21 protein-coding genes are annotated in these 23,567 nt (G+C 46.8%); 10 read left to right on the top strand and 11 right to left on the bottom strand.

The genetic code is table 11. The features are described from left to right. Positions 1-10: 10 nt before the first annotated feature. Positions 11-1,579 (bottom strand): OPT/YSL family transporter, encoded by a 1,569-nt coding sequence (locus QMK20_RS07770; protein ID WP_283655265.1) that lies wholly within the window; start codon positions 1,577-1,579, stop codon positions 11-13. A gap of 376 nt (positions 1,580-1,955) precedes the next feature. Between QMK20_RS07770 and QMK20_RS07765 the strand changes: the two genes are divergently transcribed. The 7 genes from QMK20_RS07765 (at position 1,956) to QMK20_RS07735 (ending at position 8,509) form a co-directional block, all read left to right on the top strand. After that, on the top strand, positions 1,956-2,657 hold the full coding sequence (locus QMK20_RS07765) for a response regulator transcription factor (RefSeq protein ID WP_134910525.1): 702 nt from the start codon (positions 1,956-1,958) through the stop codon (positions 2,655-2,657). Continuing rightward, the gene (locus tag QMK20_RS07760; RefSeq protein WP_283655264.1) at positions 2,654-4,018 is read left to right on the top strand and encodes a sensor histidine kinase; all 1,365 of its coding nucleotides are present in this window, start codon (positions 2,654-2,656) and stop codon (positions 4,016-4,018) included. Before QMK20_RS07765 ends, QMK20_RS07760 begins: the two co-directional genes overlap by 4 nt. 19 nt (positions 4,019-4,037) lie before the next feature. Further along, the gene (locus QMK20_RS07755) at positions 4,038-4,601 is read left to right on the top strand and encodes a PepSY domain-containing protein (RefSeq protein WP_283655263.1); all 564 of its coding nucleotides are present in this window, start codon (positions 4,038-4,040) and stop codon (positions 4,599-4,601) included. Positions 4,602-4,722: 121 nt separating this feature from the next. Continuing rightward, complete coding sequence (locus tag QMK20_RS07750) at positions 4,723-5,286, top strand: PepSY domain-containing protein (RefSeq protein ID WP_283655262.1); 564 nt, start codon at positions 4,723-4,725, stop codon at positions 5,284-5,286. Between the two features lie 182 nt (positions 5,287-5,468). Next, entirely contained in the window at positions 5,469-6,476 is a 1,008-nt protein-coding gene (locus QMK20_RS07745) for an aminoglycoside phosphotransferase family protein (RefSeq protein WP_283655261.1), read from the top strand. Between the two features lie 18 nt (positions 6,477-6,494). After that, complete coding sequence (locus QMK20_RS07740) at positions 6,495-7,391, top strand: phosphotransferase (RefSeq protein ID WP_283655260.1); 897 nt, start codon at positions 6,495-6,497, stop codon at positions 7,389-7,391. A gap of 245 nt (positions 7,392-7,636) precedes the next feature. Beyond that, the gene (locus QMK20_RS07735; RefSeq protein WP_283655259.1) at positions 7,637-8,509 is read left to right on the top strand and encodes an arylamine N-acetyltransferase family protein; all 873 of its coding nucleotides are present in this window, start codon (positions 7,637-7,639) and stop codon (positions 8,507-8,509) included. A 112-nt stretch (positions 8,510-8,621) separates the two neighbouring features. On the opposite strand, the gene QMK20_RS07730 is transcribed toward QMK20_RS07735, so the two are convergent. Then, complete coding sequence (locus QMK20_RS07730; protein ID WP_283655258.1) at positions 8,622-9,638, bottom strand: globin-coupled sensor protein; 1,017 nt, start codon at positions 9,636-9,638, stop codon at positions 8,622-8,624. 307 nt (positions 9,639-9,945) lie between these two features. Continuing rightward, entirely contained in the window at positions 9,946-11,841 is a 1,896-nt protein-coding gene (locus tag QMK20_RS07725) for a PrkA family serine protein kinase (protein WP_283655257.1), read from the bottom strand. Positions 11,842-12,124: 283 nt separating this feature from the next. On the opposite strand from QMK20_RS07725, the gene QMK20_RS07720 reads away from it, so the two are divergent. Then, the gene (locus tag QMK20_RS07720) at positions 12,125-12,955 is read left to right on the top strand and encodes a DUF2161 domain-containing phosphodiesterase (protein ID WP_283655256.1); all 831 of its coding nucleotides are present in this window, start codon (positions 12,125-12,127) and stop codon (positions 12,953-12,955) included. A 120-nt stretch (positions 12,956-13,075) separates the two neighbouring features. Here QMK20_RS07720 and QMK20_RS07715 read toward each other — a convergent pair whose 3' ends face one another. Further along, a complete protein-coding gene (locus QMK20_RS07715; protein ID WP_283655255.1) occupies positions 13,076-14,329 on the bottom strand; it encodes an aminotransferase-like domain-containing protein in 1,254 nt (417 codons plus the stop codon). Positions 14,330-14,380: 51 nt separating this feature from the next. After that, positions 14,381-15,037, bottom strand: a complete 657-nt coding sequence (locus tag QMK20_RS07710) for a response regulator transcription factor (RefSeq protein ID WP_044647442.1) — start codon at positions 15,035-15,037, stop codon at positions 14,381-14,383. A gap of 284 nt (positions 15,038-15,321) precedes the next feature. Between QMK20_RS07710 and QMK20_RS07705 the strand changes: the two genes are divergently transcribed. Both QMK20_RS07705 and QMK20_RS07700 read left to right on the top strand, forming a co-directional pair. Next, complete coding sequence (locus QMK20_RS07705; protein ID WP_044647467.1) at positions 15,322-15,729, top strand: hypothetical protein; 408 nt, start codon at positions 15,322-15,324, stop codon at positions 15,727-15,729. Beyond that, on the top strand, positions 15,726-16,793 hold the full coding sequence (locus QMK20_RS07700; protein WP_283655254.1) for a phosphodiester glycosidase family protein: 1,068 nt from the start codon (positions 15,726-15,728) through the stop codon (positions 16,791-16,793). The genes QMK20_RS07705 and QMK20_RS07700 overlap by 4 nt, the downstream gene beginning before the upstream one ends. Before the next feature lie 98 nt (positions 16,794-16,891). Here QMK20_RS07700 and QMK20_RS07695 read toward each other — a convergent pair whose 3' ends face one another. The 6 genes from QMK20_RS07695 to QMK20_RS07670 all read right to left on the bottom strand — a co-directional run bounded on the left by QMK20_RS07695 (position 16,892) and on the right by QMK20_RS07670 (position 23,555). Continuing rightward, entirely contained in the window at positions 16,892-17,137 is a 246-nt protein-coding gene (locus QMK20_RS07695; RefSeq protein ID WP_014280616.1) for an AbrB/MazE/SpoVT family DNA-binding domain-containing protein, read from the bottom strand. A gap of 372 nt (positions 17,138-17,509) precedes the next feature. Further along, positions 17,510-17,974 (bottom strand): tRNA (uridine(34)/cytosine(34)/5-carboxymethylaminomethyluridine(34)-2'-O)-methyltransferase TrmL, encoded by a 465-nt coding sequence (gene trmL, locus QMK20_RS07690; RefSeq protein WP_283655253.1) that lies wholly within the window; start codon positions 17,972-17,974, stop codon positions 17,510-17,512. A 201-nt stretch (positions 17,975-18,175) separates the two neighbouring features. Next, positions 18,176-19,267, bottom strand: coding sequence for a 3-phosphoserine/phosphohydroxythreonine transaminase (serC, locus tag QMK20_RS07685; protein WP_283655252.1), 1,092 nt, complete (start codon positions 19,265-19,267; stop codon positions 18,176-18,178). 321 nt (positions 19,268-19,588) lie between these two features. Further along, positions 19,589-21,013, bottom strand: a complete 1,425-nt coding sequence (gene glnA, locus QMK20_RS07680) for a type I glutamate--ammonia ligase (protein WP_044647439.1) — start codon at positions 21,011-21,013, stop codon at positions 19,589-19,591. Between the two features lie 271 nt (positions 21,014-21,284). After that, entirely contained in the window at positions 21,285-22,322 is a 1,038-nt protein-coding gene (aroF, locus tag QMK20_RS07675; RefSeq protein ID WP_025682268.1) for a 3-deoxy-7-phosphoheptulonate synthase, read from the bottom strand. A gap of 276 nt (positions 22,323-22,598) precedes the next feature. Continuing rightward, positions 22,599-23,555, bottom strand: a complete 957-nt coding sequence (locus QMK20_RS07670) for a 4-hydroxy-3-methylbut-2-enyl diphosphate reductase (protein WP_044647438.1) — start codon at positions 23,553-23,555, stop codon at positions 22,599-22,601. Positions 23,556-23,567: the final 12 nt, after the last annotated feature.

The raw sequence follows: 23,567 nt of genomic DNA, 5'->3' as shown, positions 1-23,567 counted from the left end.
CTGCATCATCTCACTTTTTTAGTTTAAATACGGAATTAAAGAAGTTGTACAGCGCATCCCCTGCGATAAAACCTGCGGCCAGAATCGTCATGGAAGAAACGACCTCTTTTTTTGCGAAACGGGTTACGAGGAAGCGAATTGCGATGCCGGCCAGAACAGCCCAACACGCATTCGCTGTCGCAATCAGTAGCCCTGTCGCGAACATAACACCCAGTTGGCGCTTGGAGCCACCTATGAGTTGGAGAATCGCTCCCGGTATCGCCCACAGCAAGAGCTGGCTTGCCACACCCGGTGTAGCTCCGGCCTGAATGGTGGATACATATACTTTATCAATCGGTGGCACCAGATTTTGCGCAAAATAACTCGGATAAGCCAGAGCTACAGTCACCAGTGCAACAGCGAAGGCGATCAGAGCCGTTATATACTGTTGCTTTCGACCTTCCCGTTCCAGCTCCTTATCCTTACCGTTGCCACGCAGGATATAGCCTGTTTTCAAATCAAAGCCCATATCCGCAAAGGCGGGGAACCACCCGGAATGCATGGCGGCAATGCCGACGATAATTTCATGCACGAACGCGGCAAAGGCTGCAAACACGATAAAGCCGATCAGCATGCCTACGGACATGTGCGTTACCAGTCCACCGATGATGGCGATCAGCAGGGAAATCGCCAGATACGCGATGAACCCGAGTCCAAGCGTACGACGAGCCTCTGCAATCGGACGGGTGTATTCTTCATCCTGCGAAGAGGCTTGCACGGGAGCCCCATCCACGACAATGCTACTCGTGCCGGATGCTTCATTTGAAGCTTTATCCGAAAGCGCGGCGGTACTATCCTTTTTCTTGCCGGAACGGCCGAATACGAGTACAGCAGCCTGAATCAGCGCCACAATGCCCGCCCCGATCATCACTCCATGCGCAATGTATAGCGCATTTACATCAATCTGAAATAGCGGCATGGAATACTGGCGAATCAATAAGCCGACACCAAACATGCCCAAGGCCCAAATATTACCGATAAAAGCCACACCAAAGGCAGACATCGGAATGCTGAGATAAGAGCCGACTACCCCGATCAGTGCGCCGACACCCAGCAATCCGGCACGCTTGCCGCCCTTGTCCCCGGCTCTGATGGATTCCGCTGTCGCAACACCCGGAGCCCATGTACCCGAGGCGGGGAACAGTCTGGAATCAAAAATTTTGTACAGTATCGTTGCATCTGCGAACATAGCCAACGCCGCCCCCAGCAGCATGGGTACGACCAAATCAGGGGTTCCCATGAGATATGGAATTCCAATCGGAATCAGCAGGCTATTGGCCGCCCCGAAGGTAGCCGAGGAAATCGCCGTCTGGACCAGATTTTGACGATGTACCGATTTATAACGTAAAAACCAGTTAAACGGGATACGTGCAATCAGCATCGCGATTAACGCTCCGATGATGGCCGTATTTGGGGTCACCCCCAGACTGGTTACGATCTGCATTCCGATAATAGCTCCCAGAACACTTGTAGCCACAATGAGAATAAATGCAAAAGGCTCAAACGTTTTCGGGTGGCGTTTTTCTTTTTCGTTTTCCATATGACCCTCCTGTGGCTTAGACATGATGTATTTCGTCCTCTATTGAATAGGTTTAACTTATGTTACTGCAACTTTCCTTCCATAAACAATGTTCGTCCTGACCAAAACAAAGGCTTATTTATTGTGCATACAGGATAAAAGACGATATATATAGCGCTATCATGACATTTTATCCCTTTTCAATGTAAAGAAATATAACACAAGAAAATTCGCTCAATCCTTGGTATAAAAATAATCTATATATATATATATATATATATATATATGTCTTATCTAGTATATACTTACAAATCCTGTGCTGCTTAAGCGTGTCTTACTCGACCGCTTATGCTAAAATACTTCCGTATCGGCTATTCGCCTACAGGAGGGCATCACAATGAACCAATCCATTCTGATCGTGGAAGACGAAGAGAAAATTGCCCGGCTTCTGGAGATCGAGCTTGAGTTTGAAGGATATCAAGTATGCAAAGAAAAAAACGGAATTGACGGACTGGAGACATATTGCAAAGGTCATTGGGATCTGGTCCTGCTGGATATTATGATTCCCGGCCTCAGTGGCATCGAACTACTGCGGCGGATTCGTAAAGATGATGCGAGCATTCCTGTCATTTTACTGACGGCCAAAAGTTCTATTGCAGATAAGGTCGAGGGGCTCGATCTGGGAGCTAACGATTATATTACCAAGCCCTTTGTGATCGAAGAGCTGCTTGCACGTGTCCGCGCCGCGCTTAGGGTAGGTGCAACGAAAGAAGCCGTTCCCGAAGTGGAAGATGCATGGCTTCATGCCGGGGATTTACGCCTCCATGAAGGTACCCGTGAAGTTCTTCGCGGTGAGCACAGCATTGAGCTTACGCCACGAGAGTTTGACTTGCTCGTTCATTTGCTGAGACATCAGCGGCAGGTGCTTAGCCGAGAACAATTACTGGAGAATGTATGGGGTATTGATTATTACGGCGATACCAACGTAGTGGACGTGTATATCCGATACGTGCGCAATAAAATTGACCCCACGCGCCAGCTCCCTGAGCTGATTCATACCGTACGCGGAATTGGCTATGTGCTGAAGGAATCGTTATGAAGCTGCAAAACAAGATCCATATGTACACCTCGTTATTACTCGCGATTTTACTTGTGGCCATTAACTTTTCGGTCTATTTCCTGTTCAGCCACCTTTCGATAGACAGCCGCAAAGATCAGGTAGAAGCCGCAGCGGACAACATGATTCGCGGCATTCAGCGCGCCCCCGCATCGGTAGTCGCAGGGGATCTTCTTCGAGCCTATGTGCCACCAGACGGTATGCTTCGGCTAATGAAACCGGAGGGCGATTTTCTTTCCCCGATCACCTCTTCTTCGGAGCAATCTCTCAGTTTGATGAAGGCTGTTTATGATGAGACACGACAAGTACGCGTGATTACCCATGAAAACAACCGTTACATTCTTGTATCGGTTCCCATGATCTGGAGCGATGGAGAGGTCGTCAATCTTCAGATAACCGAAAGTCTGCAACCAACGATGCAGACGCTACAGGTACTCAGAATCGTACTTATAGCTGTCACAGGGATTGCACTCATTCCTGTCGTGATCTCGGGAAGATTGCTCGGCAGATTCATTACACGTCCAATCACATCTATGATCAGCACGATGAGAGAGATTCAACGTAGCGGGAAATTTAAGCGCCTTCCGCTCAACTCCTCATCACGCGACGAACTGGTAGAAATGGGAGAAACGTTTAACGACATGATTGAATTGCTGGAGCGCAACTTTGTCCGGCAAGAACAGTTTGTTTCCAATGCATCCCATGAACTGAAAACACCCCTCACCATTATTGAAAGCTATGCTAGCCTGCTCAAACGCCGGGGACTGCAGCATCCCAAGATTTTCGCCGAGTCCGTTGAAGCCATCCATTCCGAAGCGATACGAATGAAGGAAATGGCAGAGCAGCTTCTTCTTTTGGCGAGAAACGAGGAGCAATGGAATATCGTGTTGGAGCCGGTTCGCCTGAGCAAAATCGTGACAGAGTTGAAGGTCACATTTGAAAATGCTTTTGCCCGGGAAGTGCAACTGGACGTGCAGGCGGACTGTATGGGCTACAGCGATGAAAATAAGCTGAAACAGCTACTGTTTATCTTTTTGGATAATGCACGTAAATACAGTGACGAGTCGATACGCCTAACTATTGGAACCACGGGTGAGATGGCTCAACCTTGTATCAGAATCACAGACCAAGGGATTGGAATTCCGCAGGACAAGCTATCTAAAGTATTTGACCGCTTCTATCGTGTGGATGAAGCCAGAAGCCGCGAAGAAGGTGGAGCCGGACTAGGCTTATCGCTGGCTACAGGAATTGCAGAGGCCCTTCATGCTCACATTGGGCTAGAAAGTATTCAGGGAAGCGGAACGACAGCAACGATCATCCTCCCCGCCGTTCCCGCAGATTAATCAAAAGGAGAGAATAACGATGAAAGCCATCTATGCGTGGATGATTGGGGCGGCAGGGACGGCTATACTGATCACACTTTACCTTCTGCAATCGCCTTGGGCACAGTCGCTATCAGCTTCACCGTTGGAGGAAAAAGCGGCCATCCAGTCTGTATTGCATCAATATCCCGGCGAGGTGCTGGAATCCAAACGATTGAATGATGCTTATCTGATCATGCTGCAGCGTCCCAAAGGAAAATACGAAATACAAGTCAACGCCTATAACGGCCATATTGACTCCATTCGACGAACACAAGCTTATACGGATACGACACAGGAGCCCCAGAAAAACACCCCAAGCTCCCCTAAACCTGATCCTGTATCTCTCGTCATCACAGAAAAGGAAGCGGCCCAGCTTGCTGCAAAGGCGGTGAACGGAGGAACCATAGATGATATTGAGCTTCATCGTAACGAAAAGAGTCTTTATTATCTCGTTGAGGTTGATGTGAAGGATGGGCGTGAGGCCGTGGTGCAGGTCAACGCGGTATCAGGCTCTATTGATTCTGTAACTTGGGAAAAAGAAAAACAGGACAACGAAGATTAATAATGACTCTCTTCTCATCATCGCTCATTTTCTCTCATCGTTTTCTAATGATTTTATTACGTTCCTCTCATTTTCAATAGATAAGCTGTACTCAAGCTTACATCACAAGGAGGAACTATACATGAAAAAAAACTATACATTAGGAATCATGGCGGCAACAGTTTTGCTCGGTGCTACAGTAGCAGGTGTTTCGGCGAATGCCGTCTGGGCAGCCAAGCCTGCGAATCTCATTGGAGCGACAGCCGCTGCCAATATCGCCAAAAAGGCTGTGGGCAATGGTGCTAAGGTTGAAGATGTAGAACTGGAACATAAAACCGGAAAAGCCTACTATGAGGTGGAACTTCAACAGGGTAATAAAGATTGGGACGTGGATGTGGATGCTTATACTGGAAAAACCCTTCGGTCCCATTCAAAGTTGGATGATAACTTGAATGCCAAGAAGCCCCTAAACAAGCCAAGTAATATCACCATAACCGAAAAACAGGCCGGACAGATTGCTCTTAAGACAGTACCCGGTACCCTTCTGTCTACCCAATTGGACAAGGAAGACGGACAGTTTATCTATGACGTGAAGATTCTCACCAACGAAGGAACCGTTGACATCGAAATCCATGCGACATCTGGAAAAATCGTGGATACGGACGATGATCATGATGATGACCGTTACGATGATAGTAATGATTAAATATCCAGACCCTATTCCAGCTTGCAAAATACAGAGTTAACTCAAAAGGAGTAGCGAACTTTCGCTGCTCCTTTTTTTATGGCTCTTGCAATATTTGAACTCACCTTCATCTTCCTCATGAATAGACTGATAACTAACAAAGGATTACCTTTTTCTATAATCACAAGTCAAGTGAGGTTCTTATGACGAAATCCTATACCAAAGCACAGATTCGCAAAATCACCAGTCGTTTCGGTCTGATCCCGTTAAAATCAAGCTTGGTCTCATCACTGTACCGAAAAAATGCAGTAATCCAGGTGAAAACGAAAAAGGGAACTTATGCATTAAAGCCCTTTAGCCGTACTAGGATGGTCCGCTCAAATACAATCCAACAGATGGAGCAGGCTGCAAGCATGATCAGGCTTTTGAAAAGGAGAAAGTATAGCTACATGCCAGCGTGGCTTCCAACACATTCAGGGAAGCTGTGGACTTTACATCAAGGAACGCCATTTTATGTAAGTCAGTGGATCAAAGGACGGGGATTGGAGAATGCTGAAGATTTTAAAAAGCTTGGGTGGGCACTTGCCACGCTTCATGCCTCATCCACTGGCTTGCATCGGATTGGAAGGGGGAAATCCCCTACGTTTCAGCAATTGCGGATATGGAAAAACCAGGACCATCTTTTTCAAAGAAAAATATCACAAATCAGCCGTCATGACAAAGAATACGGCAACTGGTACAACGCTCACGGCAAAGACTGCAAACGTTTAGCTAAGCGGGCATGGAAGGATTTGCAGGACACATCCATTGTTAAGCTGCTTCAGAAGGAAAACCGTTCCCCCTCTTTAATACACGGCGACATCACGATCCCCAATGTCATTATTTCAGATGATGGTCAACTCAAAATCATTGATTGGGATCGAGTTAAGGTCGGCTCAGTCTATGTAGATCTGGCAAAGACCCTTATGAATACGACCCAATTCAATCCTGAATTTGTGCAATCCTTGCTGAAGGGATACCAAAAACGCAAACCACTAAGCCGAACTGAACGAAAAATGGTTACAGCCTTGTATAAACTGCCACGCGAAGCGTGGCATGCCTCCCTACACCCGAATCGCTCAAGAAACCGCGAGATCCTGGACAATTGGGATCAATCGTGGCCCCTTCGTTTACAAATCATTCATATTTTGCAGGAATGGGTGCATGCATAAAAGAAAGTGAGGATCAAAATGTCGATTTTATCGAACGTTGAGCAGATGTACGGAATCAAAATTCAACGTACTCGTCAAAAGAAGGACATACACAAGATTGAGACCGCCAGCATGACCTATTGTTTAAAGCCCTACAAATTCCCAGAAGATGAAATTCGTTTTATTACACGTGTGTTGTCCTTCCTGGATGAGCGCGGGTTTACCCGTAGCCAAAAGGTCTATCCGACAGTGCAGCAAACCGCTTTTATGATCCATGAAGGCATTTCGTATACATTAACCAATTGGGTTGATGGAGGAAGACCAAAATTTACAAAAAAAATAGATTTCAAAAAGGGAATTTCCACCTTAGCCAAATTTCACTCCAGTGCCGTAGGCTTTCCTGTCACCGAGGCTCCGGCAGCCAGAATACGTTACGAAGGCTTGGGTGATGAAATAGCTGGATACAAAAAACGCCTCAGTCCCTACAAAGGCACAGCACATCTCGTGGCTCTCTGTGAAGAAGCGTCGAAGCATCTACAGCAGCCCAAAGTTCGAGAAGCAATCGACTCGGAGCAAAAAGCTGCCGCATTTATACATGGTGATTACAATTATCCCAATCTGATTAAAGACAGACAGCTCAAGATTCATTTAATCGATTTTGAAAATTGCTCCCTGCACGTAAGAATGAAAGACTTGTCCCATCTTCTTCATCGAAATTGTCTTTGGAACGGGACCAAGATGCTGCGCGCGGTCGACTACTATCAACGATATCGTCCGTTAAGCGCCCATGATTTACATTTGCTTCACACACTTTTGATCTCTCCCTATCATGTGGTCCGCAACATCAGAATAGGCGGCATCCGTTCTGCCAAACGTGTTATTCCATCATTCGTGCAGTTAAACAAATACCGACGTGAACTTAGAGCGCTGCTATAATCTGTCGGCTTGGAACTAAACAGGAAAACAGACCCGGCGAAACGGTCTGTTTTTTTTATATTCTGACAACTATCTTTGGTAAATCTACATGTCACTGAACCGAATCCACTGGCTGATTGTACCGGTACAATCAAAAGTTTATAGCATTGTAATCAATACGCCCCCCTTCTACAATGATGCTATGACTCAAGGATCATTTGTTCCGAAAAGAAAAATTGAGAAACTAACAATAGAGGTGACTGCACATGTACATCATGACAAAAGAAGAAATAAAGACTTATCTAAACAGGATCGGAATTCAAGACATTCAGCCTCCTACCCAATCCTATTTATTTGAGCTGCATAAGGCCCATGTGAAACATCTTTCGTGGCAAACGGTGGACATTTTTGCAAGAAAGCCGGCGGACATTGGTTTTCAAGAATCAGTTCAACTTATTTTACAGGGGAGAAGCGGTTATTGTTTTCATCTGAATGGTGCCTTCAGCGCACTACTACATTCACTGGGCTACAAGGTCTGCCTGCATCGTGCAGGGGTTCAGCCTTTAGGGGCAGAGCCACGTATCAATTCATTTCATCTTGGGTTAACCGTGAACTTGCTAAATGAGCAGCACGAAGATGAAGTATGGATTGTTGATGTCGGTTTAGGCGATATGCCATATGAGCCTGTTCCACTCCGGATGGGCACTTATGAACAAGCTCCTCTTCAATATAAGGTTACGGAGTCCAGGATTGTTGCAAAAGGCTGGCGGTTAGAGCATGATTCGCTTGCTTCATTTGTTGGCGTTGATTATGACCCTACGGTTGTTCGGGATTTGGAAGAGTTTATGCCAAAACATCATTTCTATAGCCGCTCAGCGGATTCTCCATGGTTCAACCTGTTTCTGATTCGGCAAAGACAAGCATTAGAGACGAATGAACTAAGAGGCTGCATTTGGAAAAAACACGGGCTGAACGGATTGAAAAAAATAGAGCTGGATCATAAATCGCAGTGGCTGGAAGTGTTGGCAGATGTGTTTGGTGAGCGGCTTGTTAACTATAGTCACCAGGAACGGGACGAGTTATGGAAAAGGGTATTTGCGGCTCATACTGAATGGAAGAAATCAATCATTTCCTTATAAGTATTACGCTCTTCCTCGGTTGCGTTGATTGGACCGCCACGGAGGGAGAGCGTTATTTTCCCGTCATGCTCAAAGAAAGAACGTATCGATATCTAATTCTATCCTCTCACACCTACATCATTTCGCCGGGATGTTGAAGCGTTTCCAATTCTTTCACCATATTTTCGATCAGCTTTGTGAATGAAGCCAATTCCTCAGAACTGGAGGCCTGTTGTCGGGCGCTGGCTGTTGTGGCAGCCGTTTCGGATTGCACACTGTTCAACATATGGGCAATATCCAGTACCTTGCACTGGATTTGCTCCTGCGCCTGCTTGGAATTGGATGCCAGCTTGCGTACTTCCTGTGCCACAATCTGAAACCCGCGCCCTGCTTCCTGCGCATGTGCTGCTTCAATCGCCGCATTCAGCCCCAGCAAGTGTGTCTGATCCGACAGCTCGCGAATCGTGCCGCTCATCTGCTCAATATGCTTGATCTCATCGCCCAACTGCTGTACCAATTCTTCCGTATGTTCCTGCGAAGAGGCCGTTGTACGTGCACTATCTGCAATGTTACCTGTATTTTCACGTAATTCAGCAATCATACCGGTCAAATTTTGAGCAATTCGGGACACGACGGTTAATACTTGTGTCTGCTCATCGGCCAGCTCGTTAATTTGCTCCTTTTCCTTCTTCTGATAAGCTTCCAGCACAAGCTGCGAGTCCAGATTGAACATTTTGGAAAGAGCGTGAACAATCGGATACCAATCGTCGATCCCCGAATGCTTCAAAATATCTACTGCAATGTCCAAGTAAGTTATGTATGTGCCCAAATAATAATCCGAGGACAGACCAATGCGGGAATGCACCTGACCTACAAAAAGACGGTGCTCTATAAATGGTTCATCTATTTTCCCATCTGCCAGAGAAAGCCAGTAATCTCGTTGTGTTTGCTTTAAGCGTTCAATATTGGACCATTTGGAGATAATCGACATGAGATACGGGACCTTTTCCACATGATCATAAAATCGATCCACCACCTCATCCACAATAGATTGGAACAAACCCTGATGGAGATGCAATAAAGCCAAATCATCATCCGTGATTCCAATATATTGAATCTGTTTTAATCTACTTTCAGCTACATCAATCATAAGGTTCCTCCAAATAAATAGTTTACATCCATTTAACATTACCATATTTATCGGCGCATTTTTGGAAAATGTTATAAATTAGTGGATTCATTGTGACTTTTCACATATCCATGATGGACAAGCACCTGAAATAACTTCTTCATGATAAAAAAAGAATCCGGTAGCAAGTACTTGAAACTCCCAGTGCTTGCTACCGGATTCCTCATAGGTTACGCAGCCGATTGATATATCTGTTCAGCTACAACGCCGTCCATCACAACTCATTACTCCAGCCTATTGCTTTTGCTTACCTTAAGCTTACCGATTTTTATCGATTCAACAGACTTCCTACATACCTGAGCAGGTCGTTGGCACTGGCACCTGTATAACCGTGTTCCTCAATCAATCGCTTAATCACCTCATTCATGCGTTTGAGCTGATTAGCATCGGGTGTTTTGGTCGAGGTCGTAATTTTCACAATATCCTTCAAATCAGCGAACAGCTTTTTCTCAATCGCTTCTCTCAGCCGATCATGATGATGATATTCGAACTTGCGTCCCTTGCGTGAGTAAGCGGAAATCCGGATGAGAATTTCTTCGCGGAACGCCTTTTTCGCATTTTCCGATACCCCAATCTGCTCTTCGATCGAACGCATCAGCCGCTCATCCGGGTCGAGTTCCTCATCCGTAAGCGGGTCGCGGATTTTCACCCAATTGCAGAAAGCTTCGATGTTATCCAGATAGTTATCGAACAGCGTCTTGGCTGATTCCTCGAACGAGTACACAAAAGCTTTCTGGACTTCTTTTTTCGCCAGCTCGTCATACTCTTTACGGGCTACGGAAATGAAATTCAGATAACGCTCCCTTTCTTCCTTCGTAATAGAAGCATGCTGATCCAGACCATCCTTGATAGCTCGTAAAATATCCAGTGCATTGATGGATTCTACATTTTGCTTAATGAGCGCACTGGAAATGCGATTGATGACGTACCTTGGGTCTACCCCAGACATACCTTCCTCCAGAAACTCATTTTGCATTTCCTTCAGATCGGCTGTCTTGTAGCCTTCCACCTCTTCGCCATCATACATGCGCATCTTTTTGACCAGATCCATGCCCTGCTTCTTCGTCTCCTTCAGGCGGGTAAGCACGGAGAAAATAGCAGCCGTCCGCAGCGCATGAGGGGCGATGTGAATATGCTTCATGTCGCTTTGTCCAATGAGCTTGGCGTAAATTTTTTCTTCTTCCGAGACTTTAAGGTTGTAAGGAATTGGCATCACGATCATCCGCGATTGGAGGGCCTCGTTCTTTTTGTTCGAGATAAAGCTTTTATACTCCGACTCATTGGTATGGGCAACGATCAGCTCATCTGCACTGATTAACGCAAAACGTCCCGCTTTAAAATTCCCCTCCTGAGTCAGAGACAGCAAATTCCATAAAAACTTCTCATCGCATTTCAGCATCTCCTGAAACTCCATCAGTCCACGGTTGGCTTTGTTCAGTTCTCCGTCAAAACGATACGCGCGCGGATCGGATTCCGAGCCATACTCCGTAATCGTAGAAAAGTCGATGCTGCCCGTCAAATCAGCAATATCCTGTGACTTCGGATCCGAAGGACTGAACGTACCGATGCCGATCCGATTTTCTTCCGATATAAACACCCGCTCCACGCGGACCTTTTCAATATCTCCATCGAATTCTGTACGCAATCTCATCTGGCAGGCTGGGCACAGATTGCCTTCAATCCGCACCCCCAGCTCCTTCTCAAAATCCGGACGCAGCTCATGAGGAATGAGATGAAGCGGATCTTCGTGCATGGGGCAGCCTTCAATGGCGTATACCGCTCCCTGATCCGTCCTCGAAAATTTCTCCAGACCGCGTTTGAGCAAGGTGACCAGCGTGGATTTACCTCCACTGACGGGTCCCATCAAAAGTAGAATACGCTTGCGCACATCGAGCCGACGGGCTGAGGAATGGAAGTATTCCTCCACCAGCTTTTCAAGCGCACGGTCCAGCCCAAAAATCTCCTGCTCGAAAAATTTATATCGCTTATGTCCCCCAACCTCTTCTACACCAAAAGATTCAATCATCTTGTAAACCCGTGCATGAGCGGTCATCGCCGGCGTCGGGTCTTTCTTGAGTATCTCGATATACTCTCTAAAAGTGCCGCTCCAGGCCAGACGGTTGTTTTCCGCCCGGTACTCCGCAACGCGTTCAAAAATATTCATGCTCGGTTCCTCCCATGACTGCGTAATGACTATCCTCCACTCCGGATGGTTAATGGCTACACTCGTCCACGCCTTTCAGGATATGATGCAATCCTCTTAAAAAAAGTGTAATACATACCTATGCAGATTGATTTCAGAATTGACCTTTTTTTTGCGACAGGTTCCCTTGCTTTTTCGAAAAACAGAGAGATACACTGTGCTAAAATATACAACAACGACGCGGACCTGACGCATTATGGTACAATATAAACTCGGAATAATGGGATAAAGGAGCGGGAGAAGCATGGCGGTTCGGCATGAGACGGAGCTGTACGCTCCGATCAAAGCCTTTTTTGAGAGCTTGGGATACGAAATCAAGGGAGAAGTGCGTAACTGCGATTTGGTGGGTATAAAGCCAGAACAGCAGGAGCCACTGATTGTGGAGATTAAAAAGACGTTTAATCTGGCGCTTGTGCTGCAGGGCATGCAGCGTCTGAAGCTAAGCAGCAATGTGTATGTGGCGGTGGAACGAAACCGTGCGAAAAAAGGGGCTGTCAATCAGCGCTGGAACGAGCTGGTCGGACTGTGCCGCCAGTTGGGGCTGGGCTTGCTCACCGTCACCCATTATAAGACCAAGCCGCCGCTCGTAGAGGTACTTTGCAAGCCTGCGAGTACGAACGGTGGTGACCGCAAAACGGCGACAGCCCGCACCGGCTCGCGCAAGGAAAGGCTGCTGCGAGAGTTTCACGCACGCAGCGGCGACCACAACACTGGCGGCAGTACCCGACGCAAGCTGGTCACGGCCTACCGGGAAAAAGCGCTGCGCGTGGCCGCAGCCTTGCAGGGCCTGGGGGAAGCTGCCCCGGCGCAGCTCGCCCGCACAGCAGCCGTCAGCGGGGCAGCAGCCGTGCTCCAGCGCAACTACTACGGCTGGTTCGAACGCGTAGCTCGTGGCCGCTACAAGCTGACCCCGTTTGGCGAGGTTGCCCTGAGCGAATATGCGGCGGTACTGCAAGAGCAAGGCGCCGAAACGGCCGCTGGCAAGGCTGTAGAGCCTGATGACGGCGGCGGACAACAGCGAATCGCGGAAGCGCCAGCCGCGTACTCTGCCACTACGAATGCGGAGGATCTCTGAATATCCTGCCGCCTACTTCAGGCGCTCCGAATGCAGACGATCACTGAAAAGCCTACAGCTTACTTCTGACGCCGCGACTGCCGGAAGCTATGCCACAGCAAGCAGAGCATTCAGCCACAGCTAGCTTCGCGCAGTGAATTCACTGATCGTCTCACCGATCAAATTCATGCCCATGAGTAGCTGCTCGCGGCCCGGATGGCTGAAGTTCAGGCGGATATGGGACGCGCCTTCGCTGCCAACCGCGCACAACTCTCCTGGCATAAAGGCTACACCCTTGGGTAAGGCCGCCTTTAGCAGCAGTGCGCTGTCCAGCCCATCGGGCAACCGAACCCACACATACATGCCGCCGGACGGAATATGGTACGTCACATCTTTCCAAAATGGACGCTTGAGCAGCTCCAGAATTAATTGCAGACGTGTCGAGTACTCTTTGTTCAGCATGGCTAAATGCTCGTGCCATTGAAACCGCGAGCTGGTCAGCAACTGGAACAGGAGTCGCTGGTTCATCGTACTGGACTGCATATCGGCCAACTGCTTCAAAGCGTACATACCTTCGATCAACGGAGCGGGGCCTGCCGCCCATCCGGTTCTCAGTGCGGGCGCAACCGTTTTGTTGAATGAACCGATATATAGCACCTGACCACCCTGCCCCGCATGATCCAGCGCAAATAGCGAAGGATAGGCTTCTGCAAATTTCCGACTTTGCCCATGCTGGCTCTTGTCGCCGGATTCATTTTTTTGTTTAAAATGTAGCTCTCCGTAAGAATCGTCCTCCACGATCAGCACCTGATGGAGCCTGCACAGCTCCAAAATCTCCTGACGTCTTGCCGCGCTCCATAAGGAACCGGTCGGATTCGTAAACGTGGGTGTGGCGAAAAAAAGCTTGGGATGGTGGTGAATGATTAAGGCTTCAAGCTGATCGGGACGCACACCTTCTCCATCAGATTCAACGGGAACGATCTGCGCACCTTGCATTGAGAGCACTTGAAGACATCCGGGAGATGTCGGATTTTCGACTAACACAGGGTCGCGTTCATCCACCATCAGCCTTACAATCAGGTCAATGGCCTGCTGACTGCCTGTTGTCAGGAGAATCTGTCCTGGTGGCACTCTAACTCCTTTGCGCTGTTCCCACTCTCCTGCAAGCCACGCCCGCAAAGGAAAATAGCCCTCCGGTTCACCATACTGGAGGGCGTCAGGGCCAGAACCAAATACATCATGAGCCGCTTCTTCCAGCAGCTTCACTGGAAAGAGCTCTTGTGCAGGCAATTCTTCAGCCAAAGATATAAAGGAGTGTCTTCTCGCATTTTCCCGGATATGACGCACTGGAGAAGCCAACATTGCAGCGGTTCGTGAAGCAAAGGAATATTGCATGAACATCCTCCTTCTCCTGAAAAATAGGCTCACGACCTCCGGGTTGGCGCGTCAGGCATACAGCTGCTTCGCTTGACGCGCGTACAAGGCATAACGTTCAATCGCCTGCGCCCGGCTGGACACGCCCAATTTAGCATAAATTTTACGTAGATAATTATCAATGGAGCGCCGACTGACTTCGATCTCGATAGCAATTTTGTCATATGTAATTCCTTGCACAATACGTTCCATAATGAAAATTTCGGTCTGTGTCAATTCGTCGAAAGGTTCAGAAGCCATGAGCGGCATAAAAGGCCAATTTCCACAACGAATCCAATCCATCGGTAACGAAGCAAATCCTTCGCGCAAACCGTTGATCAGATGGATCAACTGGCTTGGTGACGCCTGTTTGGATAGCATTCCATTCGCTCCCAGCGAAATCAGCTGTTGGAACAGCGTAATATTATCCTCATCCGTCATAATAACAATATGGCTGTCTGGAGACAAGGCCCGTATTTGTGTTAGGAACGGTTCCGCCGTTCCCTCAGGCAACCTGTAATCCATTAAAATGATTTCCGGCCGAATGGAGCAAGCCAATTCCAGACCTTCCGTCCCGGAGGAGGACATCCCTCTGACAAGCAAATCCTGCTGGTCTTCCAAAATAAGCTTTGTTCCCAGCATACTTGTAGGATGGATGTCTATGATGACCACCTGCCATACTTTTCTCATATCTAAACCTCCTGATTTCACAAAAAATACATAAAAATACATAGTTAGCGAAAATGAATCTATAATTTGGGGTTGCATATGTAGAAATTGCGCAAATATGAACATATAAGAAGCGAAAATCGCTTAAGGAAATTGTATCCTAGGACTTCCTTCCGTTGCAATCTCTTTTTCCAAATAATTTTATGCATCTATTTCGCTTTTGCGAAATAAATAGGCCCATGATAGAATTGGAACTGCAAAATAAAGACTGGAAATTTGATTTTACACGGGAGTTGAAAAATCGCATGCAAGCTTCACCTGAACACCCTCCTGCCGAATCCCGGCGGGGCACTTCAAGAAAGGGGATGCCCGTAAAGGCTTTTCTGCTATTTTGGTTCCTGCTTATTATACTAGGTGCTCTCGCAACCTATCTGTACAGCAATCATTTGAAGCAGGAAATGTTGAACGAAATGCAAACCCATACGAACCAGCAGATTCAAGCGCTCAAAACCGACTATGAAAAACAGTTGGCTGCGCTTTCCAAGGAAGTTAACGGATTAGAGGGCAAAGTGCAGTCCTTCAATGAGCTGCTGACCTTTACCAAGGATAATGCAAACAATAAAACCGACAACAGCAATAAGCTTTACACCCAACTGAACGAAGTTAAGCAGCAGCTCAATACACTTCAGAAAAAAATGGACCTGCTGAAATGAATATGGATACAAAACAGGTAAATCGTTTCTTCATGTTGGCCCTTGCTCCTTTTATCGGTTTGTTGGGGTGTGTTTTGTTAATTCATCCCACATTTAGTTTTTCGGGGTCTACCGTCCCGAGTCTGCAAAAAGCCGAGGTCGTTCTACAAACGCAATCAGTAGGCAAGCAGCTTGATGAAGCCAAACAAACGGCAACATACACCTTGTCTACTATTCGCCGAACATCGGAACTGTACAAGCAAACAACCCAAACGATGAACCAGCTTGTCCAAACGGCCTCCACTCAATCCAAGCGTCCCGAAAAAATCTATAATCGACGCATCACCGCCAAGCTCGGGGTTCCCTATGAGCGGGTAGACAGCAACCGGATTACTATTGAATTGTTTAAGATGAACCCGGGGATTTATCATGGCTATGCCATGAAGGTCAAGCTTAAAGATCCTGCCGCTATGAAAATGTCTCTGGGGAGCGACAAACTGGGCGGCTCCGAAACGACCATGCGTGCTGTCCTGAGACACGGAGCTGTCGCTGGTATTAATGCAGGCGGCTTTGCGGATGGAGACGGCAAACGCTATCCATTAAGCACTACCGTCATGAACGGCCATTACCTGACCGGCTTTCAGTCCAGTTTTAAGGATTTGTCCTTCGTCGGATTGAGCAACACCGGCAAGCTCATCGGTGGCAAGTTTTACAGTCAGGGCGCTCTGGACAGCCTAAAGCCTGCCTTTGGAGCTACCTTCGTTCCCGTACTGCTGCAAAGCGGCCAAAAGATGCCTATTCCGGATAAATGGAAGGTATCGCCCAAACGAGCGCCACGTACAGCCATCGGCAACTATAAAGATGATCAACTGCTCATTATTGTCGTAGACGGCTACAATGAAAGCGGGGGTTCAGGTGCAACACTGGAAGAAATACAGGGAAAAATGTACAATCTCGGCGTTCAGAATGCTTATAATCTGGACGGGGGAGGCTCCTCCTCACTCATCCTGAACGATCAGATCGTGAACAAGCCGTCGGATGGCAATCTGCGTCCGGTCCCTACTCATTTTTTGTTCTATAAATAGGAGTTTATCGTTTACAAGCATGTAAACTACGCTTGCTCCCTTATACTCTATAAGAAAAAAAGCATCACGAACAAATGTCGTGATGCTTTTGCCCCATTTTAGGAGTACTGTGTCATTTCCGTCAAGCATTGAGCACAAATATAACGATCTTTAAAATTGTTCACTTGCTCAACTGATCCGCAAAATACACATTTCGGACGATAACGCTCCAAAATAATATGGTCACCCTGAACCAAAATTTCGACAGGGTCTCCCTCATTCATTTGATATCTTTTGCGCAGTGATTTGGGCAACACTATTCTTCCCAGTTGATCAACTTTACGCACCACACCGGCAGGTTTCATCGTGATCGTACACCTCTCCTATTTCATTATGAATTTCAATTTTTTCCCTGCGAAAAACTAGGTACAAAGACACTATTCTTTATGTAGTATTCGCTGTCTTTTTGTCGAATCCTGCTGATCACAGGAAATTTTATTACATTTTTTCATAAAATCATGAACCATATCAAAGTATGGCACAGAATGTCTGTAATATTTTTATCGACCGAAATGTCCATTATCATTAGCTTTCTCTGAGGATTTTACAAATTACTGATTATAACCTTATTTTCAAGCCCTACGTCGGGTTTGTCTGAACAACAGAGGCGCGAGGCTTGATTAGCAACTAAGGTCCTGGTTCTTTATTCGCACTTATACCCACTCACTTGATATTATTCACGATAAACCTGGAAATTCCATTTGCCGCAGCGCTTCATATACGATAATTGCAGCGGAATTCGACAAATTTAGCGATCTTACTTTATCTGACATAGGCATCTTGATGCATGTATCCGGGTTGGCAGCCAGAAGCTCGGGAGGCAGCCCCTTCGTTTCTTTGCCAAATACCAGAAAGTCTCCATCCTGAAATGCAATATCACTATAACGCTGATTCGCTTTCGTGGTGGCATAAAAAAAGCGACCTTCCTGATACTTCTCCTGCACCTCAGCAAAAGATTCATGGTATTCAATGTGGACCGCATACCAGTAATCAAGTCCAGCACGTTTTAACGTGGCATCGTCGGTACGGAAGCCCAGCGGCTTTACCAGATGCAGATGTGTTCCTGTAGCAGCACACGTTCTAGCAATATTCCCTGTATTAGCCGGAATTTCCGGCTCAACAAGCACAATATGTAATGGCATCACGTTTCGTTCCCTTCATTTTTGAACTGAAAAAATTTACACATTCTATTATTTTAACAAAATCGGTGAGATATGAACATCAAACCAAAAAAATAATCGCTCCACACCACTAAAAGCCTTCCCCTATACACGTTCAGGGAAGGCTTTACTTCGTTTTTTCGATTTCCAACATTCGTGTATCGAAATATATGTCCGTTACAATCAGCTATGACGCTGCTTAAAGCTATCCATAAACTCGGCCAACGCTTGACAGTTCTCCAGTGGAACAGCATTGTAGATCGAAGCGCGGAGCCCTCCTACACTACGATGTCCCTTCAGACCGATGAAACCGGCCTGCTCAGACTCCTTAATAAATTGCTTTTCCAAGTCCTCATTTGCGAGGCGGAAGGTCACATTCATAATGGATCGGTCAGCGACGTCTACACAACCACGGTAGAAGCCTTCACTGCTGTCAATACGGTCGTAGAGCAAAGCAGCTTTCTGCTGGTTGATGCGTTCAATACCTTCCAGGCCGCCTTCTTCCTGAATCCATTTCAGTACCTCATTCACCATGTATATAGCAAAGGATGGAGGTGTATTGTAGAGAGAATTATTCTTTTCATAAGTGCTGTAACGCAGCATCGTAGGAACGTTGTCCGGTGAAGATGTCAACAGTTCTTCACGGGCGATCACGACCGTTACGCCGGAAGGTCCCAGATTTTTTTGTGCTCCAGCATAGATCAGTCCGAATTGAGTAGCATCAAACGGCTTGCAAAAAATATCACTGGACATGTCCACAATCAACGGCACAGAACCGGTATCCGGGAATTGCTTGAACTGTGTACCTTCAATCGTCTCGTTGGAGGTAATATGCACATAAGCAGTATTGTCAGGCAAGTCCAAAGAATCCACATTCGGAAGACGCATATACTTTTCATCAGCAGAGGATGCAGCAATGTGGGCTTTGCCCAAAAGCTTGGCTTCCTTATAAGCCTTGTCTGACCAGCTTCCTGTCATGATATAGCTTCCTGTCTGCCCTTCGCTCAAGAAATTTAAGGGCAGCATAGCAAATTGCGTACTAGCGCCTCCTTGCAGAAATAACACCTTGTAGCCTTCTGGATTGCCTAGCAGAGATAACAGACGTTCCTGCGCTTCATTATGAACAGATTCATACACAGCTCCACGGTGAGACATTTCCATAATGGACATACCTGTTCCCTGAAAATCTACGAATTCAGCTTGTACACGTTCCAGCACTTTGAGCGGCAATGCCGCTGGTCCTGCATTAAAATTATAGGCTCTCTTACTCAACAAATTCCCATCCCTTCTCTACTCTGGTGCGGATATTATCGCTATGATAGCAGTAATCATAGGAGCGTTCAAGACTTGTTAAAAAAAGTTGCCGATTTCATTTACGATGTGACAAAGATGTGAATGTAAGTATATTTAACATCTTAATTTTGTGGTATTTAATTTAATGTTAAAAGGTCCCCGGCTTAAAAACCGGAGACCTATCTTGAATACTAACCGTTACCCATAGGCAAATGGTTAGTATTCAAGGCAGCTATGCTGCTTGTTTTATTAACTAATGATTGTTATTTAAGAGCAACCATGCAGCTCATTTATTAACTGCTATTAGCAGTCGAAATACAGGCTGTATTCGTGCGGATGAACACGGATGTTAACCGATTTAGCTTCAGAACGTTTGAGCTCTACATAGTTATCAATAAAGTCCTTCGTAAATACGTCGCCTTCTGTCAAGAACTCGTAGTCAGCTTCCAGAGCATCCAAAGCCTCATCCAGCGAAGCAGGAACACTGCGGATTTTACCAATTTCAGCGTCAGACAGCTCATAGATGTTCGTATCAAGTGGACCATATCCCAATTCGATCGGGTTCAGTTTGCGCTTGATGCCATCCAGACCCGCCATCAGCATTGCAGAGAAGGCCAGGTAAGGGTTAGCTGTGGAGTCTGGTGTACGGAACTCGATCCGACAGCCTTTAGGCGTAACAGCCGCTACTGGAATACGGACAGCCGCAGAACGGTTACCTTTGGAGAATACCAGGTTAACTGGAGCTTCATAGCCTGGAACGAGACGCTTGAACGAGTTCGTACTTGGGTTCGTCAAAGCGATCAGCGCTGGTGCATGGTACAGGATACCGCCAATGTAATGAAGGGCCAGTTCGCTCAGGTTAGCGTAAGCACCTTTTTCGTAGAACAAAGGAGTGTCTCCATCGAAAATGGATTGGTGAACGTGCATACCGCTTCCGTTGTCTCCAAAGAGTGGTTTTGGCATAAATGTTGCCACTTTACCGTATTGACGAGCTGTGTTGTGTACAATGTATTTATAAACAAGCAGATTATCAGCTGTTTTCTTGAGTGTATCAAAACGGAAGTTAATTTCCGCCTGGCCTGCCGTAGCAACCTCATGGTGATGGCGCTCAATTCTCAGACCTGCTTCTTCAAGCAAACGGCACATTTCACTACGGATGTCTTGTTGGGTGTCTACTGGCGCTACAGGCACATATCCGCCCTTCACTCCCACTTTAAAGCCCAGATTGCCGCCCTCTTCCTTGCGATTCGTATTCCAAGCTGCTTCTTCGGAATCTACAAAGAAGGAGGAGCTGTTCATACTGCTTCCATAGCGCACTTCGTCAAAAATGAAAAATTCGGATTCAGGTGCAAAGTTAACTTTTGTACCTACACCAGCAGTTTTCAGGAATTCTTCTGCTTTTCTTGCAATGCCGCGAGGATCGCGGTCGTATTTTTCGCCGTCTGGCGTAGCAATGTCACACAGAATATTCAGTGTAGGATGCTGAGTGAAAGGGTCGATAAAAACCGCTTCCGCATCGGGCAGCATAACCATGTCGGATTCCTCGATGCCACGATAGCCGGGAATGGAAGAACCGTCGAAAGCAACACCGTTAACAAATGTTTCTTCATCTACTTCGGAAGCTGGCAACGAAATATGGTGAGCACGGCCGGACAAATCTACAAAGCGAAAATCTACCCACTCAATATTATTTTCCTGAATTGTTTTTAATACATTTTCAACGGACATGTCTTCTTCCTCCCAATTTTCCGAACATTAAGTCTTATACAACCCTGAAATGTTCATGATCGAATGTTTTTTTCTGTCGTCATTATAAATCTCAAACATGACACGGGTCAATAGCTATGTAAGGTATTTTTTAAACTAATGTTAGATATGCTTACGCTCTTGATAACATTTGAATAGCACAAAAAGCCCGAAACATCGGGCTTTTGGGGCGATTTTAATCAAATGACTGCGTTGCGGCAAAACTTTTATGCATTAATGTTAAGTATTGGTTTTAAGAAATGGTACTAGGCGTATGAAATGTTTTTCCTACAGCTGGAGCCAGCAATTCCAAATCTTTCAGCAAATCTGAAAATTGATCCGGGAACAGGGATTGTACACCATCACCCGTCATCGAATTGTCGGGGTCCGTGTGCATTTCAATAATTAACCCGTCTGCTCCGGCAGCCACCGAAGCCTTCGTCATAGGAACAACCAGCTCACGGCGCCCTGTGCCATGGCTCGGGTCGGAAATAACCGGCAAATGGCTCAGTTGTTGCAGAACAGGAATAGCTGACAGGTCCAGCGTATTTCTAGTGTAGGTTTCAAATGTCCGGATTCCGCGCTCACACAGCATAACATTCGGGTTACCGCCCGCCAAAATATACTCGGCAGCATTCAGGAACTCATCGTAAGTCGAACTGAAACCACGTTTGAGCAGCACTGGTTTGCCGCAGGTTCCCAGCTTGCGCAACAGATCAAAATTTTGCATGTTACGTGTACCTACTTGCAAAATATCCGCATACTCCGCACAGATATCCACGTATTCGGGTGTCATAACCTCTGTGATGGTCAGCAGGTCATGCTTCTTGCCCGCCTCGGCCATCATGATCAAACCTTCTACACCCGTTCCTTGGAAGCTGTAAGGACCCGTACGCGGCTTAAAAGCACCTCCACGGAGAACTTGTGCGCCCGCAGCTTTAACCAATGCAGCGATTTCGTCAATCTGCGCAGCAGACTCAACGGCGCATGGTCCACCCATAATAACAAGCTCGCCTCCGCCGATATTCACACCTTTGATAGAGATGACGGTGTTTTCGGGATGAAAATCACGGCTCGCCAATTTGTAAGACTTCGATATTTTGACTACATTCTCTACGCCCTTCATTTGGCGCAGGTGTTCAGCCAACTTGGGCTCTACACTGCCGATCAGCCCGATAATCGTACGATCCGATCCATGGGAAACATGAGCCTGCAAACCTTCTTTTTCAATAACTGCAACAATAGCCTGGATATGTTCTTCAGGTGTTTGGACACCAGCGATAACGATCATATTTTTCTTCCTCTCTATTAAACATATTTAATGGACCATTTACAGATGACATTATATCACTTAAACGCTTGTTCGCTTGTTCGCTTTTAAGCTTTTATTCGTTAAAGTAAATATACCTGTTTTGCCTGTACTCGTCAAGACTTAATTATCCTGAATACTGGCCTGCAATTTCGATCCTCGTGATGCCGATTTAGTCCGGGTGGGTCTAGCGTCCAATTCAAAAAAAGCTGCTATCCGGGAGTCCCTTTCCGAATAGCAGCCATGATCTGTTACAAATTATTTAGTCGTTTTTGACTTTTCACGCACAGGGGGTAGCAGCTTCTTCATATCAATCGTCCGCTGAATCTCCCATGTATCCGGGTTAGCCGGATCATATTGCTCCAGGTACAAAATAACCTCTTTCGTAATCAACGTAGGCGTAGAAGCTCCAGAGGTCACTGCTACCTTGTGAACGCCCTCCAGCCATTCCCGCTTCAGCTCTGTTACATCGGAAATACGGTAAGCTGTTGTACCCGCAATTTCCTCAGACACCTGAGCCAATCGGTTTGAATTGTTACTGCGCGGATCGCCAACGACAATCACCAGATCCGCCTGTCCGGCTTGCTCCGCTACCGCTTCCTGACGCACTTGAGTGGCCAGACAGATTTCATTGTGTATTTCGGCACCCGGGAACTTCTCCAGCAGCTTTTTCATAATGTGCTTGATGTCCCACTGACTCATAGTCGTCTGATTCGTGATCAGGATTTTGCCCGCAGACAATGTAAGGCTGTCGATCTCCTCTTCCTTCTCGATCAGATGAACATGGTCGGGAGCAATGCCGATAGCTCCCTCCGGCTCGGGATGATTCTTTTTGCCGATATAAATAATCTGATATCCCTCGGCAGACTTCTCCCGAATCAGATCATGGGTCTTCGTGACGTCCGGGCAAGTTGCATCAACCGTAGTCAGCCCCTTATCGCGAGCCAGCTTGCGAACCTCAGGGGATACACCATGGGCGGTGAAAATAACGGTACCACTCTCCACCTGGCTTAAAATCTCCATACGGTTAGGGCCGTCCAGTGTAATAATTCCCTCATCCTCGAAGGAATTTGTGACATGACTGTTATGCACAATCATGCCTAGTATATAAATAGGCCGAGGTAAATCCAAGTTTCTGGCCGCCTGACGAGCCAATACCATGGCATCGACTACGCCGTAGCAGTAACCCCGGGGCGAAATTCTGAGCACTTCCAAAAATAGCACCCG

The sequence above is a fragment of the Paenibacillus sp. RC334 genome, from assembly GCF_030034735.1.
Lineage (GTDB): Bacteria > Bacillota > Bacilli > Paenibacillales > Paenibacillaceae > Paenibacillus > Paenibacillus terrae_A.
This window is presented reverse-complemented; position numbering and strand designations above follow the sequence as displayed.